This window comes from Deinococcus multiflagellatus (genome assembly GCF_020166415.1).
Lineage (GTDB): Bacteria > Deinococcota > Deinococci > Deinococcales > Deinococcaceae > Deinococcus > Deinococcus multiflagellatus.
The window spans coordinates 1-13,139 of sequence record NZ_JAIQXV010000021.1; the positions used below are offsets into that span (position 1 = coordinate 1).

13 protein-coding genes are annotated in these 13,139 nt (G+C 65.4%); 4 read left to right on the top strand and 9 right to left on the bottom strand.

The window, feature by feature from the left end; genetic code table 11:
- Window positions 1-259: 259 nt before the first annotated feature.
- From K7W41_RS19175 to K7W41_RS19185, 3 genes are all read right to left on the bottom strand, one after another.
- Window positions 260-865 carry a methyltransferase family protein gene (locus tag K7W41_RS19175; protein WP_224611868.1) on the bottom strand — a complete coding sequence of 202 codons (606 nt, stop codon included), beginning with the start codon at window positions 863-865 and terminating at the stop codon, window positions 260-262.
- A gap of 67 nt (window positions 866-932) precedes the next feature.
- The gene (locus K7W41_RS19180) at window positions 933-2,117 is read right to left on the bottom strand and encodes a ZIP family metal transporter (protein WP_224611869.1); all 1,185 of its coding nucleotides are present in this window, start codon (window positions 2,115-2,117) and stop codon (window positions 933-935) included.
- Window positions 2,114-3,259: a multicopper oxidase domain-containing protein gene (locus K7W41_RS19185; protein WP_224611870.1), complete on the bottom strand. Its 1,146-nt coding sequence runs from the start codon at window positions 3,257-3,259 to the stop codon at window positions 2,114-2,116. The genes K7W41_RS19180 and K7W41_RS19185 overlap by 4 nt, the downstream gene beginning before the upstream one ends.
- 100 nt (window positions 3,260-3,359) lie before the next feature.
- Between K7W41_RS19185 and K7W41_RS19190 the strand changes: the two genes are divergently transcribed.
- Window positions 3,360-4,025: a metal-dependent transcriptional regulator gene (locus tag K7W41_RS19190; protein WP_224611871.1), complete on the top strand. Its 666-nt coding sequence runs from the start codon at window positions 3,360-3,362 to the stop codon at window positions 4,023-4,025.
- A gap of 62 nt (window positions 4,026-4,087) precedes the next feature.
- On the opposite strand, the gene K7W41_RS19195 is transcribed toward K7W41_RS19190, so the two are convergent.
- A complete protein-coding gene (locus K7W41_RS19195) occupies window positions 4,088-4,606 on the bottom strand; it encodes an RES family NAD+ phosphorylase (RefSeq protein ID WP_224611872.1) in 519 nt (172 codons plus the stop codon).
- On the bottom strand, window positions 4,603-5,049 hold the full coding sequence (parS, locus tag K7W41_RS19200) for a type II RES/Xre toxin-antitoxin system antitoxin (protein WP_224611873.1): 447 nt from the start codon (window positions 5,047-5,049) through the stop codon (window positions 4,603-4,605). The genes K7W41_RS19195 and parS overlap by 4 nt, the downstream gene beginning before the upstream one ends.
- 464 nt (window positions 5,050-5,513) lie before the next feature.
- Here parS and K7W41_RS19205 point away from each other — a divergent pair, with 464 nt between their 5' ends.
- The 3 genes from K7W41_RS19205 (at window position 5,514) to K7W41_RS19215 (ending at window position 9,281) form a co-directional block, all read left to right on the top strand.
- Window positions 5,514-6,572 carry a flavin-containing monooxygenase gene (locus tag K7W41_RS19205; RefSeq protein ID WP_224611874.1) on the top strand — a complete coding sequence of 353 codons (1,059 nt, stop codon included), beginning with the start codon at window positions 5,514-5,516 and terminating at the stop codon, window positions 6,570-6,572.
- Between the two features lie 91 nt (window positions 6,573-6,663).
- Window positions 6,664-7,746, top strand: a complete 1,083-nt coding sequence (locus K7W41_RS19210) for a protein kinase domain-containing protein (protein WP_224611875.1) — start codon at window positions 6,664-6,666, stop codon at window positions 7,744-7,746.
- Complete coding sequence (locus K7W41_RS19215) at window positions 7,743-9,281, top strand: hypothetical protein (protein ID WP_224611876.1); 1,539 nt, start codon at window positions 7,743-7,745, stop codon at window positions 9,279-9,281. Before K7W41_RS19210 ends, K7W41_RS19215 begins: the two co-directional genes overlap by 4 nt.
- A gap of 43 nt (window positions 9,282-9,324) precedes the next feature.
- Here the strand turns inward: K7W41_RS19215 and K7W41_RS19220 are convergent, their stop codons facing one another.
- The 4 genes from K7W41_RS19220 to K7W41_RS19235 form a co-directional block, all read right to left on the bottom strand.
- Window positions 9,325-9,543 carry a hypothetical protein gene (locus K7W41_RS19220; protein ID WP_224611877.1) on the bottom strand — a complete coding sequence of 73 codons (219 nt, stop codon included), beginning with the start codon at window positions 9,541-9,543 and terminating at the stop codon, window positions 9,325-9,327.
- The gene (locus K7W41_RS19225; RefSeq protein WP_224611878.1) at window positions 9,544-10,206 is read right to left on the bottom strand and encodes a hypothetical protein; all 663 of its coding nucleotides are present in this window, start codon (window positions 10,204-10,206) and stop codon (window positions 9,544-9,546) included.
- Between the two features lie 73 nt (window positions 10,207-10,279).
- The gene (locus tag K7W41_RS19230) at window positions 10,280-11,443 is read right to left on the bottom strand and encodes a HupE/UreJ family protein (protein WP_224611879.1); all 1,164 of its coding nucleotides are present in this window, start codon (window positions 11,441-11,443) and stop codon (window positions 10,280-10,282) included.
- Window positions 11,444-11,577: 134 nt separating this feature from the next.
- On the bottom strand, window positions 11,578-13,035 hold the full coding sequence (locus K7W41_RS19235; protein ID WP_224611880.1) for a hypothetical protein: 1,458 nt from the start codon (window positions 13,033-13,035) through the stop codon (window positions 11,578-11,580).
- Between the last annotated feature and the right edge of the window lie 104 nt (window positions 13,036-13,139).

The window sequence follows — 13,139 nt, forward strand, 5'->3', positions numbered from 1 at the left end:
ACCCCGCCCCAGCCGGCCAGCGCTGGGGCGGCTTCCCTTTCTGCTGGCCCGGAGGCCCTATGCGCCGATTCTTGTCCATCCTCCTGGGCGCGGTGGCCCTGTCCGCTGCGGCATTGCAGTAGCAATGAGCCGGAGAATCGGGTTTTCACCTGTCCGTTCATGGGAACGTTGGCCAGCGCGGGCTGACGGCACAGTGGCGTGCGTGTGCGGCGGCCGTCCGCCTCCACCAGAGGGCCGCCACGGTCTCGATGCGAGATGATCACCACCAGCGCGGCACCCGCGCGCGGTATGCTTGGTACGTCTCCCCATGGACACCGTGCAAGTAGGCCTCCTCCAGCCGGACCTGCACCTGCATCAGGACCTCCCCCGCCACCAGCAGCGTCAGGGTCACCGCCTGTGGCGCGGCCAAGAACAGACCCAGCAACATCAGGCGCATGGCCAGGAAGATCGGATTGCGCGAGCGGGCAAACACGCCGCTTTGCACCAAAGCGGTTCGCGCCCGCTCGTCCAGTCCGATTCGCCAGGACGCGCCCATCTGGGCCTGGGCCACCAGGGTCAGCCCCAGGGCACCAGCCATCAGAAGCCAGCCCCCACCCTGAAGCGCGGGGCTGACCAACCAGGGCAACGTCCCCACCAGCGCCGCTGCCTGGGACGCGGCGGCGAGTCCCCCCGTGGTCAGCAGCACAGCCGCCATCAGCAGGCGCATGGCCGCGCCCACATACCCCTGCGGACTGTCATCCTGGGGCAACACGTACGGATTGGCCCCCGTTTGCCGCCAGACCAGCACCGAGCGCCAGACAAACGCGAGCAGCAGGTACAGCAGGGTGAGGGCGAACAGCGCTGGATACGACACTTGAGATTCCATATATGAGCATACTTTCATATATAGAGCCAAGCAAGAGGCCCAGAGCGCGTCTCCCTGGGCCGATCCTTTAAAACTTGACGAAGAAGGCGGTGAAGTACATCAGGGCGACCCCGACCGTAAAGCCGCCCAGGGTGGACCAGCCCACCAGGGGTGCACCCAGGGCCGCCGTGTTGCGCGCCACCAGGCGGCCCACCTCCCACACCACCTGCACGATGGCGCCCACCCCCACAGCTAAGAAAATCGTCGCCAACACCGGGTTGAACGCGAAGCCGCCCAGCCAGGTGCCCAGGATGGCGGGTCCACCAGCGATCAGCGCCAGCAGGGCAAACTGGCTCAGTTTTGGCTTCTGGCGCACCACCGGCGCCACGATACCCACACCTTCGGTGATGTTGTGTAGGGTGAACCCCAGAATCAGGAAGGTGCCCAGCGCCGCTTCTCCCAGCGCAAAGGCTGCGCCAATGGCAAGGCCTTCCCCGAGGTTGTGCAGCCCAATTCCCGTGGCGATGCGGTAGGACAGCCCCAGGGGCGCCTCCTCAGGCCGGCGTTTGCCGCCCAGGGCCAGCAGCACCCCCAGGGTCAACAGGGCGATCAGCAGCACAGCCGGCGTCCCCTGCCAGAAGGCGGGCAGCGCGGCCGCGAATTCCTGGGCGTCCAGGTAAGTACCCACTGCGAGGTAGACCAGCAGGCCCACCGTCAGGGCTAGGATGAAGTTCATGGCGCGTGCACTCAGGCGGCGCATCCAGGGAAACCACAGCATGCCCAGCAGCACCGGGATCACGCCCACGTACAACCCCACCAGCCCAAAGCGCACGAACAGATCCCGCCCCGGCTGAGGGGTCAACGTCGCCACTGGAATCTCCGCCTCGAACACAGTGCCCAGCGAGCTCAGCAGCGCCACCTTATGCGCCTCGCCCTCGACCCAGGGATAGGGAATGGTCAGCGTCGCAGTGCCCAGGCGGGGAATGGCCCCAGCGGGCCTGGCGGTAAACGACCAGAACGCGTCATCCACCATCACCTGTGGCAGGGTGACCGCCTGCGGACCGTCATTGACCACCTGCACCTGGATGACGCCGCGCTCAGGCAGGGTGACGCGGCCAATCTTGACCTGCTCGACAGGTGGACCCTGAAGGGCCTTCATGCCGCCGCCTGTGGCGACCAGATACGCGAGCACCGCCCCAAGCAGCAGCAAAGGAACAAGTGCCAGACCCCAGAGGCTGGCCCAGCGGCCGCCCCCCACGGCCGGCGCACTCACGACCGTCCTCCTGCAGCGCCCTGTAGGCTGCGCTTGTCCCACCCGGCATCGACGCCAGCCGCCTTCAGGGCCGCCGGATAGGCCTCTGGCTCGACCACCTGAAACGAGCCCATCCAGCCGAGTTCGGTGAACTCGCTGATGTGCGGGTGGAACATGAAGTTGCCCGTGAATTTGTACTTGAATTCCAGGATCCCGCGCTGGCCCTGGGCCTGCATGATGGTGTCCACGATGCGGCTGGTGGGCTCCAAGGTCGTGCCGGTGTCGTAGTAATTGAAGAAGTTCGCGTGCAGGTGAAACGAGTTGATCAGGTCAAATTCCAGGATGTTGATCAGGTAGATGCGGACCAGTTCGCCCTTCTGGACGGGAATGGGCCGCCGCGCGAACTCGAAGCCCACCGTGTTCACCGCGTAGATCTCATTGGCCCCGTCGAAGTTGGTGTCAAAGGCGTTTTGCACCATCACGAACTCGCGCGCGGGCGGCCGCCCGCCTTTAGGATCCACGATGAAGGCCCCGTACATGCCCTTGTGGATATGCCGTTTCAGGCTCGTGGCGTGGCAGTGGTACAGGTGGCAGCCAAACGGTTCGGCGTCGAACTCATAGACGAAGCGCCCGCCGGGCTGAATTTCACCAGGGCCGGCGCCCGGTACCCCGTCCATCTCGGCCGAGTGCACGCCGTGGAAGTGGATGGTGTGCGCGTGAATGGTCTGGTTGATAAAGGTGATGCGCAGCCGGTCGCCTTCCGTGCAGCGCAGGGTCGGCCCCGGCACGCGGCCGTTGTAGGTCCAGGCCGGGAAGAAGATGCCGGGGGCAATCTCGATCTCCTTGTCCTGCGCGATCATGGTGTACTCGCGCAGCGTCTGGCCATTCGGGAGGGTGCTGACCTTGCCCCAGTCCCAGTCCGTGAGCATCGCCATGGGGTCAAAGCCGTTGCGCTTGTGGTTGACCGTGCCGACCATCAGGTTGTTGCCGTGCCCGGCGTGAGCGGAAGTGGTCGGCGCCGGGCTGGCCGCGGCGGCTCCACTGTGGCTAGCGGGGTGCGACCCACGCTGCCCCAGCGCCACGCTGCCCGCCAGGGCCGCGGCGCCGCCTGCCCCTACCCGCAGCACGTCCCGCCGGGACAGCAGGGACCGCCACCAGCTCACCGCGTCACCGCTGGATGACCGACCAATCTGAATTTTATGTTCAACATAATTGAGTATTAGTCTCGCCTAAAATATTGTCAAGGCGTGCCATACTTTTCGCATGCCCGGGCACACCTTCTCCCCGTCCGTGGAGGACTATCTCAAGCAGATGTACCTGCTCGGGCAGGACAGCAATGTGTCCACCCAGGCCCTGGCCGATGCCCACGGCGTGAACCCGGCCAGCGTGACAGCCATGCTGCGCCGCCTCACCGAGCGGGGCCTGGTGAGTCACGTGCCCTACCGCGGCGCGCACCTCACCCCTGCAGGCGTGCGCGCCGCCCGCGACGTGCTGCGGCGCCACACGCTGCTGGAACTGTACCTGCATGAGGCCCTGGGCTACCCCCTCAGTGAAGTGCATGAGGAGGCCGAGCGTCTGGAGCACGTGATGAGTGAAGGGCTTGAAGCGCGGGTCACCGAGTGGCTGGGACATCCCGCCATTGATCCGCACGGTGACGCCATCCCGGGCAGTGACGGCCACCCAGCAACCGGGTCCGGACGTCGCCTCACAGACGCGCCACTGGCCATCATGGCCCGCATCATTCAGCTTCCCCGTCAGCCTCAGGCGGCGCAGGCCCTCAACGCCCACGCCCTGAGTGCAGGCGTCAGGGTCGCGGTGCTGGCGCGCTGTCCAGGCCTGGGCACCCTGACCGTTCAGGCAGAGGGCGCAGGCCAGCCCGTGGTCCTGGCTGAAACCGTGGCCCGCCGCATCTGTGTCACCCTCACGTAAAGCGGCGTGCCCTCACCACGAAGCACCGGACGGCGAAGAAGTCGTCCGGTGCCTGCTGCGCTCTACTGGCCTTTCAGCCGGGGATCAACGCTCAGGGGCTCGCAGCGAAGCAGCTGAACCGCCGAGGCAATCTCCGGATGCCGCGCATTGATGAGGTAATTCGCCTGCCCAGGACCATAGACCGTCAGGGGCAGGATGACCGAAGGCACCCGCAGCACGGGTGAACTGCCCAGGTCATACCACTCGTCCCCAATCATCTGCGTGGCCGGGCTCAGAGGGTGGGCATTCCAGTGTGCAGGCAGCGCAGACGCGGGCAGCTCGGCGATGGCGTCAGGATCCACGGCGAGCGTGACATGCCCGTGGGGCACACGCTGAAGCACGTCACTGTCGACATGCACGATGACTTCCAGCAGGGCTTGCCCCAGGGTGTCGCTGGCGTAAATGATGCGCCGGTCGACCTCAAGCGCGGGGTCGGCACTGTTATAGCGGCCGCCGAATTTCGCGGCGCCGAAGCCATGGTCGGTGAGAAGGGGTTGGGTGGCGTACTGCAATTTACTGACGCGGTGGAGGGTCAGGGTCACGTGTAGACTCCGTGCTCAAGCCTGCTCAGCACGGTCGTCACGTACTCGGCGCCTTCGGGAAGAAGGGCAAACTGAAGGGGGGTGCGGTGGCCAAACGTGGCGCGCGGTGTCTGCAGCCAGGCGTGGGCGGCGTCCTTGTGCTCGAAGTACCGCTCAGCGGCTTCGGTCACCCGGGCCAGGTGGTACAGGTGCGTGCTGACGTCCGCGCTGAGCGCGCGGCCGGCGCGCCGGTAGCTGTGGTACGTGCTGCTGCTCAGCCCCAGCAGCGACAGGGTCTCGGCCAGGCTCAACCCGATGTACTTGCCCAGCCGCTCGACAGTGGCCGGAGTCAAGCCAGCATGAACCGCTTCACCAAGATCCAAGAGGTTGGTGGCCTTCAGCCCGAGCAGTGAAGTTCCGGGCAGTGCAGGGGGGATGCGGGTGGGCGTAAACGTCTGTGTCATGTTGTCAGCCTTCGGGGCGAGGAGAGATCAGGCCGCTCTAGGCGGCTGGTCTCAACTGCGAGCAAACCCCCGTACCAGACGGAGACTTACCTGCCGGGAAGCGAACCAGGTCGGTGTTACCAGAACACGGACATGGTGACCATGCCGCCTGGTGGGCACAGTGGGCTTGCGGTCTGTTCGTGGGCTTTTTAGAGCTTTCAAACCCTGACACCAGGTCAGGTGACCGGCACTGCTGGCGAGAGGTCCAGGGGTCTCTCGACTGGCAAGAACACCAGTAACTCCAGAATAGCATTCTCAAAATGCAGAAATGTAATAGTCCAAATCAGCTCTCACAGGCCAGCTGGAGAACGCTGTATGAACCCAGCAGCCGGTCTGGCCGCCCACGCCACCCGATCTCATCTCCCGCCAGACACGGTCACCTGTTTTCTCTAACATCTGAATGTATATTCATATATGCTGATGGTATGACCGTGACCCCTGATGACCCGGCCGCCCCTCTCGACGTCATCGTGATCGGCGGCGGCCAGGCCGGGCTTGCGGCTGGATACCACCTGCAGCGCTCGGGCCTCACTTTCCGCATCCTCGACGCGAACACCAGTACAGGAGACAGCTGGCGTACGCGCTACGACACCCTCATGCTCTTCACCCCCGCCAAACGCAACGCCCTGCCCGGCCTGCCCTTTCCCGGCGACCCTGAGCACTACCCCACCAAGGACGAGGTCGCCGACTACCTGAACGCCTACGTTCAGGCTTTTCACCTTCCCGTGGAGCACGCCTCCCCCGTCCTGCAGGTGCAGACCACACCCGCTGGATTCACCGTCACCACACTGCAGACCCACTGGACCGCCCGCGCGGTCGTGGTGGCGACCGGCCCCTTTCAGACCCCGCACACGCCTGCCTTCGCCCGCACCCTCGCACCTGACGTGGTCCAGTTGCACAGCAGCGCTTACCGGAGGCCCACCGACCTCCCTCCCGGCCGCGTGGTGGTGGTCGGTTCCGGCAATTCCGGCGCCCAGATCGCCCAGGAACTGAGCCGCACCCACATGGTGACCGTCGCGCAGGGCCGCCCTCAACCTGCCCTACCACAGCGCCTGCTGGGCCGCGACATCTTTGACGTGCTCAGCACCCTGGGTCTGCTGGATGTGAGCGCCGCTTCGCCCCTGGGCCGCGCTCTGCAACGCCGGGACCCCGTGATTGGCACGAACCTGAAGCGCCTGAGCCGGGCGGGACAGCTCCAGCTCGCGTCCCGGATCGTGGACACGGCCGGCCAGGCCCTCATGACCCAGAACGGCCAACGCCTGGAGACCGAGGGCGTGGTCTGGGCCACCGGGTTCCGCCCGAACTACCGCTGGCTGGATGTGGGCGTGCTGGATGAACATGGCTTTCCTATTCACGATGGCGGTGTCACCCGCGTGCCAGGCGTGTTTTTCCTGGGACTGCCCTGGCAACGCACGCGGAGCTCGGCCCTGTTGGGTGGGGTTGGACAGGACGCGCAGCGACTTGTTCAAGGTCACCTCGCGTAATCACCAAGACAACGCGAAACGCCCTTGCCTGGATTGTTGAGTGCAGCTGTGAGTGCGACCCGTGGTACGGTGCCTGTACTCCAAGATCCTTATGTCCCACGCCACACCACGCGCGCCACACACCCATCCCGCCCACTTCCTGGCCGGCCTGACCCTGGCCAGCGGCTGGGAAGTAGTGACGCCCCTGGGCACCGCGGCGCCCATCCACGAAGGGCAGCATTCGGTCGGCTACTTCGTGCAGCACCGTGACGGGCGCGAAGGGTTTTTGAAAGCCATCGATCTGTCCGATGTCTACCAGGCCCCCAACGTCATGCTCGAACTGCAACTCGTGTCGGCGCAGTTCAATTTCGAAGTCAAACTGCTCGACATCTGCCGGGACCTGCGCATGCACCGCGTCGTGCGGGCGGTGGATCATGGTGAAGAGCGGCTGCCCGGCGTCCTCGTCCCGGTGCCTTACATCGTGTTTGACCGCGCGGCCGGGGACATCCGCGACCACCTGGCCCTGACGACCATCGATTCGGTGTGGCTCCTGCAGTGCGTCCATCACATCGCGGTGGGATTGCAGCAGTTGCACGGCGCCCGGTACGCCCACAATGATCTGAAGCCGGCCAACGTCCTGGTGTTTCCGGGGGACGGCTGGAAGATTGGGGATCTGGGCCGGGCCGTGGACGCCCGCGGCACCTCCCCTCACCACGAGCATCTGTTCTCCGGCACCATGGAGTACGCCCCGCCCGAAGTGCTGTATTTCGCGCCGTCCACCGAAGTCTGGCGGGAGCGCAAATGGGCCGACCTCTACATGCTGGGCGGGCTGGTCACCTTCCTGTTTACCCATCAGCACTTCAATACCTATCTGTATGCCGAGCTGGACGAGCCTCTGCAGCCCATCATCTTCTGCGGGGAGTGGGAAGGCAGCTTCGCGGACCTGGTGCCACACCTGCTGGGCGCCTTCGGCCGGGCCATGCGGGCGGTCGAGCGGGAGCTGGTGGCCCGGGTCGGGCCTGCCCTGGCCCCCGAACTGGCCCGCTGCATCCGGGAGCTGTGCTTTCCAGAGCCTGCCCGGCGTGGGCACCCCAGCAACGTCGGCACCCTCGACCCCACCAGTGTGCAGCGGTACGTCAGTCTGTTTGACCTGCTGCGGCAGCGGGCCCTGCTGGCCCAGCGGCGTGCGCGGTGACCCAACTGCCCCGGCAGGAAGACCGGCGCGTCATTCCGCGCTGGCGAGAGAGCGCCACCGCTGTCCAGTTAGGAGAAGCCAACAGCCTGAACGCTGCGCAGCCCCGCGACGCTGATCGGGCTCGCGCGCAGGCCAGCGTGCGCCTGCTGGAGTTGCAGACGGCATTCGCCGCCCACCCTTCCGTGGGGCGGGCCGCTGAACTCACGGGCGCGGCCACGCTCCTGCGCCAGGTTAACGGCGCGCAAGACGCCGCCGCCTTTTTACTGCGCCACTCTGGCGACACCACACCGCGCGTGCTTCAGGCCGCCCGGCACATTCTGGGCCAGCCGTTGGCCGAGCTGCGCTCCCTCCCTGTGGCCAGCCTGGACGAACTGGCCCCAGACGACATGCACCGTGCAGTGCGCCGGCTGCGCGCGGACCTGAACGCGTTTGACCGCGATCCGCTGGCCCACGTGGACCTGGCCCGCATGTACGCCGCCCTGGGCGCCACCCTGAAGGCCGAGCGGCAGCTGCGCGTCGCCCTGGGCCTGGCCCCGCACCACCGGCTGGTACTCCGGGCGGCCGTGCGGTTCTACGTGCATGTTCAGGCCCCAGACGAAGCGGTTCATCTGCTCCGGCGTCAACCGCGCACCCCCCAGGACCCCTGGCTGATGGCGGCCGAGATCAGCGCTGCCATGGTGGCGGGCCTGATGCCCCGGACCATCAAACGGGCGCGTGAAGCCCTGGAGCGCCGGGAGTTCCATCCCCACCACACCAGTGAGCTGGCTGCGGCCCTCGGCACCCTGGAACTCCAGGACGCCAAACCCAAGAGCGTGCGGCGGCGGCTGCAACAGGCGCTGGAACAGCCCACCGAAAACGCCCTGGCCCAGGTGCAGTGGGCAGCCCCTCAAGTGCGTCTGGACATGGATGAGCGCCAGTGGCTCAATGTGCCGCGCAACTTCGAGGCGGCCGGCTGGGCCCACTACGAAGCCCAGCAGTTTCAGGCGGCGCGCGCCGCCTACCTCGCGTGGTTCCAGGATGAACCGTTCTCCGCAGAACCTGCGATCCTGGCGGGGTACCTCTCGCACCTGCTCGATTCCACCCCCAGCCGGGCCATCGATCTTACGCGCAGGGCGCTGGCCGCTTCACCGGACGAGGACCTGCTGCTGAACAACATGGCCTTTTACCTGGCCGAGGACGGTCAGCTCGATCTGGCGCAGCAGTACCTGGCGCGGACCCAGCCGCTGCCCCCTGACACGGAACTGGGGCTCACGCTGAGTGCCACCCGGGGCCTGATCGCGTTTCGCCGTGGTGACGAAGGGCAAGGGCGCGCGCTCTATGAACAGGCCATTGCGGCGGCGCGCGCCCGATCACTGTGGGAGTACGAAACGCTCGCCACGCTCTACTACAGCCGGGAACTGGCGCGCATCCAAGATCCGTCTGCCACAGACCGGCTCCTGCGGGCGCGCCTCATGGCAGAAAAGATTGCTGAACCGGGCCTGGTGCTGACCGCTCAGCGGGCCACGGCCGACGTACTGGCGCTCAGCGGGCCGTAAAGCGGCGGTGGCCCTGGGGCCACCGCCGCTGACGAAGCATGCTTTAGGACGCTTTTAAGCGGAGCGCTTGCACGTGAGCGTCAAACTCCGCTTCCGTAATCAACCGGACCAATCCAGTGTCATCGCGGCGGATCATGGTGTAGTAGCGGGAGTTATTCTCCAGGCGCCCCAGTTGAACGTTGAAGGCCTGAACCACTGTCGCGCCGTCGGCACGCCTCTCAATTTTGACGGGCACGGTGCCCACCAGATAAAACTTGGTCATCTACTCACCGCCTCCTTCAGCACTGACACTGGCCCAGACCTGCTGGTACATCAGTGTACTCGCATCAATGAGTGTATCCAAGACGATTCGCTCAATGGGGGACAGTTCCGCTTTACGTTCGAGAACCCGCCGCATTTCGTAGAGGCGGTGCTCGTAAGCGTCCAGTTCATCAAATGCGGCGTGGCAGAACTTGACTTCTGCGGCGTGGCCCTCAACCGACACCACAAACTGCAGGTCGCGGTACCCACTGGACTGTGGTCTCAGGAATCGGTCTTGAAAGGCCAGGACCTCAAACCCCTCACCGATCCGGGCCGCCGCCGCATACAGGGGCGCCAACTGGTCAAACACATACTTGCCGCCCAGGATGTCCAGCGGCACCAGACCGAACAGGCTCCCTTTTTCTTCCGTGCGGGACCAGCTCTTGATGCCCTCTGGTCGCGGAGTGGCGCGGGCGCCAGACAGCGTTCCAAAGTGCGTGAGCTGGGAGAGAAATTCGTTGCTCAAGGCCTTTGCCTGGGCATACGCCTCCTGCAGATCGTCCGTGGGTTGACGGATCTGTGCCGGTTGCCTTGGGAACGCATCACGGAGCGCCCGCGTCAGCTTCAGGAGTTCAGCCGAGAGACCATGATCTGCAGCGTGGGGGGAGAGGTCATCAGCCGTCATGACGTACGCCGCAGTGTACCGAACCGCCCCGCTTCACCGGGCAAGGCGAAGTTGATGTCTTCGTGACTTCTCCTCAGCCGGGCGCTGGGAAGGCCCGCTGCACGAACCACACCGCAGCAACCACAGCCACCCCGACCGAAGCGGGCGCGAACACCACCCGCCGGTAAAAGACGGTCGCCCGGATCCAGAACAGCAGCGGCACCGCCACGGCCACCAGGGCCAGCTGGCCCAGCTCCACCCCAAGATTGAAGCCCAGTAGGCTCTGTACCAGGGCCTGACGGTCTTCCACCAGCTCGCCCAGCACGCTGGAGAAGCCGAAGCCATGCATGAGGCCGAACCCGAAGGCCACGGCCCAGCGGGCGCGTTCCTGCACCAGGGGTACCAGGTTGTTCAGCGCCGCGAACACCACGGACACAGCAATCACCGACTCCACCAGTTGGGACGCAAAGGTCAGGATGCCCAGGGCAGACAGCGTCAAGGTGATGGAGTGCGCCACCGTGAAGGCCGTGACCACCTTGATGACGCTGCCGAAGGCTTCCCGGAACGTCGCCACCGGCTGCCACTGGCCTTCCTGTCGCCGCAGAACGGTGGGGAGCAGCAGCGTCAGCAAAAACAGCACATGGTCCAGGCCCGCCCAGATATGCGTCATGCCCAGCCAGATGAAGGTCAGGACGTTCTGCCACGCCCCTGGCCGGGCCAGTGAGACGTCTGCGGTCATGGATTCTGGGGTAAAGACGCTGGTTGAGGCGCGCCCCCCGGTCTCCAGATTCAGGAAGCCGCGGTGTGTGGTGCCGTCGTTCAGGTCCATGAACAGGCGACTGGTGACCTGCAAGGCGGTGGGCGCGGCGGGGCATTCGCCGGCCAGACTCAGGCGCAGGAAGCGGCCAGTGTCCTTTTTGCCCACCTGCATGGCCGTGTCCGTCAGGGTGCAGGCCTGACCGTCGGCACGGACCTCGAGGCGCTCAAGCATGTAATTGCGGGCCAGAGCGCCGGAGCGCGTCAGTTCCTCATTGCTGACCCGCCCATCCTGATCCGAATCCAGCGGCAGTGCGCCGGCGAGGTCCGGCAGCATCACGTCCCAGGTGCCCTGCAGAGCCGCGCCGCTGACCAACAGATCCAGCTGATAGTCCGACGTGGTGTGGGCCTGGGCGCGGCTGAGGACGGCTGTGAGCGACAGGCTCAGCACACAGAGAAGGAGTCGGCGGCCTACAGCTGGGCGAAACTGGGAAGTGGACATCAGAGAACCTCGGTCAGAGCTCGGTTGATTCCCGCAGGGCAGGAACGAATGGGCCGGAGGAGAACAGCACTTCTTCTGCACCAGGACACGCCAGCGGGGCCAGCCACCTCAGGCTGGCCCCAGGTCCCCCAGACTTACAGCTCGATAAAAATGGGGTTCGAGTAAAACCACAGGTCGGCCCAGGGGTTTTCGCCCTTGGGATCGGCTGCCGGCTCCTGCTGGTCGGTGTTGGTGCCGCGCACCCGCAGGTACATGTTCTTGCTGACGTTCTTCAGGGTGTACGTCACCGTCACGATTTCGCCTTCACGCTTCCAGTCGGCGGCACTCAGGCGCCGCTCCACCGTGGTCGTCGGATTGGTGTCGCTGTCGTACTGGGCGCTGGCCACTTTGCCGGTCACCTGGCCCACGATCAGGTCAATACGCTTGACCTCTGGGGCGTCGTTGTGAAAGTTCTTGCCGGCCGGGTCACGCAGGCGGATGGTGACCGTGACGTCCTTGGCCCCGCCCAGCTTCAAGCTGCCGCCCGTCGAAGCGCTGGACGTGCCGGCCGCCGCGGTGACATCCAGTTCCGACACCAAGTCACCGGACGTGACAAAGGTGCGGCCACTGCGCAGCCCGTCAAGCACGTCGTCATACGATTTGTCGGCTTTCACGTAGGTCTTCTGGTACTCCCCGGGCCAGAAGTCCGCGCCGCCGTCGGTGTAGTGCGAGTGCGAGTCCGAGGTGGCCACGATCCAGAAGCGGCGACCTTCGGCCAGCATGGAATCCCATAGACCACCGAGGCGGGCCGTCATCTGATCAAAGCCGCCGTAGGTGGGCGCGTTGCCGTATCCACCCCGACTGCCCGCACCGACTTTTAAGCTGCCATCCCGGTTGAGCGCGGCGGCCTGGTGGCCCGGGGCCCCTTCAAAACCCACATAGATGTTCGGTGCCGCGTCGTTGTTGTTGCGCAGCTCGTGTGGGGTATCACTGCCGTACGTGCCCAGCGCCGTGGCCGAGCGCGCGGGGTGGTTGGCCATCAAGATGGGCTTGGTGCCTTCAATATTCTTGATGTAATTGACGGTCTGGAGGGCTTTTTCCTCGGTGTTGCGCGAGGCGTCCGCCGGAAAGGCTTCGCGGGCGTCCCAGCGGCTCTCGATGTCAAAGAGCGTCTGGGATTCCTTGTCACTGCGGGGAATCATCAGGGTGTGGTGGTCCATCGCGGGCATGTTCAGTTCCATGCCGACGAAGCTCATCAGCCCTGGAAACTGGGTGCGGGCCTGCTGGAGTTCCGGGTAGGCGCGCTCCAGGTTCAGCTTCGAGTGGTTGGGGCCGCCGTGATCGGTGATGACCATCCAGTTCAGGCCGTACTTCACGGCCATCTCGGCGTTCTTCACGATGTTGTAGTCCGCGTCGCCGTTGGGGCCACCCACAATGGGCGTTGGAGGCGTCGTGCTGGTGTCGTAGCCGGGGCTGAAGTAGCTGTGAATGTGCGAGTCGCCGGCCAGCCACTGCCGGTTGGGGACGGTCTCGGTCTCACGTCCGGTCAGACCGCAGCCGGCAAGAAAGGTCAACAGACCGCCGGTGAGCAGCGTGGTTTTCATCACAGTCATGCGCGCACGCTAGGGGGCGGGTGTCAACTCCACGTCTGGTGCGCCGGGCGCAAGAGGAAGTGGGCTGCCCCGGAGATTTGCCCGTTGCCTGACTGTGGTGCCTC

Bases quoted from the DNA above. Each gene is read 5' to 3' on its own strand.
- K7W41_RS19190 (WP_224611871.1), top strand. From the start codon at position 3,360: ATGCCCGGGCACACCTTCTCCCCGTCCGTGGAGGACTATCTCAAGCAG.
- parS (WP_224611873.1), bottom strand. From the start codon at position 5,049: ATGACACAGACGTTTACGCCCACCCGCATCCCCCCTGCACTGCCCGGA.
- K7W41_RS19205 (WP_224611874.1), top strand. From the start codon at position 5,514: ATGACCGTGACCCCTGATGACCCGGCCGCCCCTCTCGACGTCATCGTG.
- K7W41_RS19210 (WP_224611875.1), top strand. From the start codon at position 6,664: ATGTCCCACGCCACACCACGCGCGCCACACACCCATCCCGCCCACTTC.
- K7W41_RS19235 (WP_224611880.1), bottom strand. From the start codon at position 13,035: ATGACTGTGATGAAAACCACGCTGCTCACCGGCGGTCTGTTGACCTTT.
- K7W41_RS19230 (WP_224611879.1), bottom strand. From the start codon at position 11,443: ATGTCCACTTCCCAGTTTCGCCCAGCTGTAGGCCGCCGACTCCTTCTC.
- K7W41_RS19175 (WP_224611868.1), bottom strand. From the start codon at position 865: ATGGAATCTCAAGTGTCGTATCCAGCGCTGTTCGCCCTCACCCTGCTG.
- K7W41_RS19225 (WP_224611878.1), bottom strand. From the start codon at position 10,206: ATGACGGCTGATGACCTCTCCCCCCACGCTGCAGATCATGGTCTCTCG.
- K7W41_RS19220 (WP_224611877.1), bottom strand. From the start codon at position 9,543: ATGACCAAGTTTTATCTGGTGGGCACCGTGCCCGTCAAAATTGAGAGG.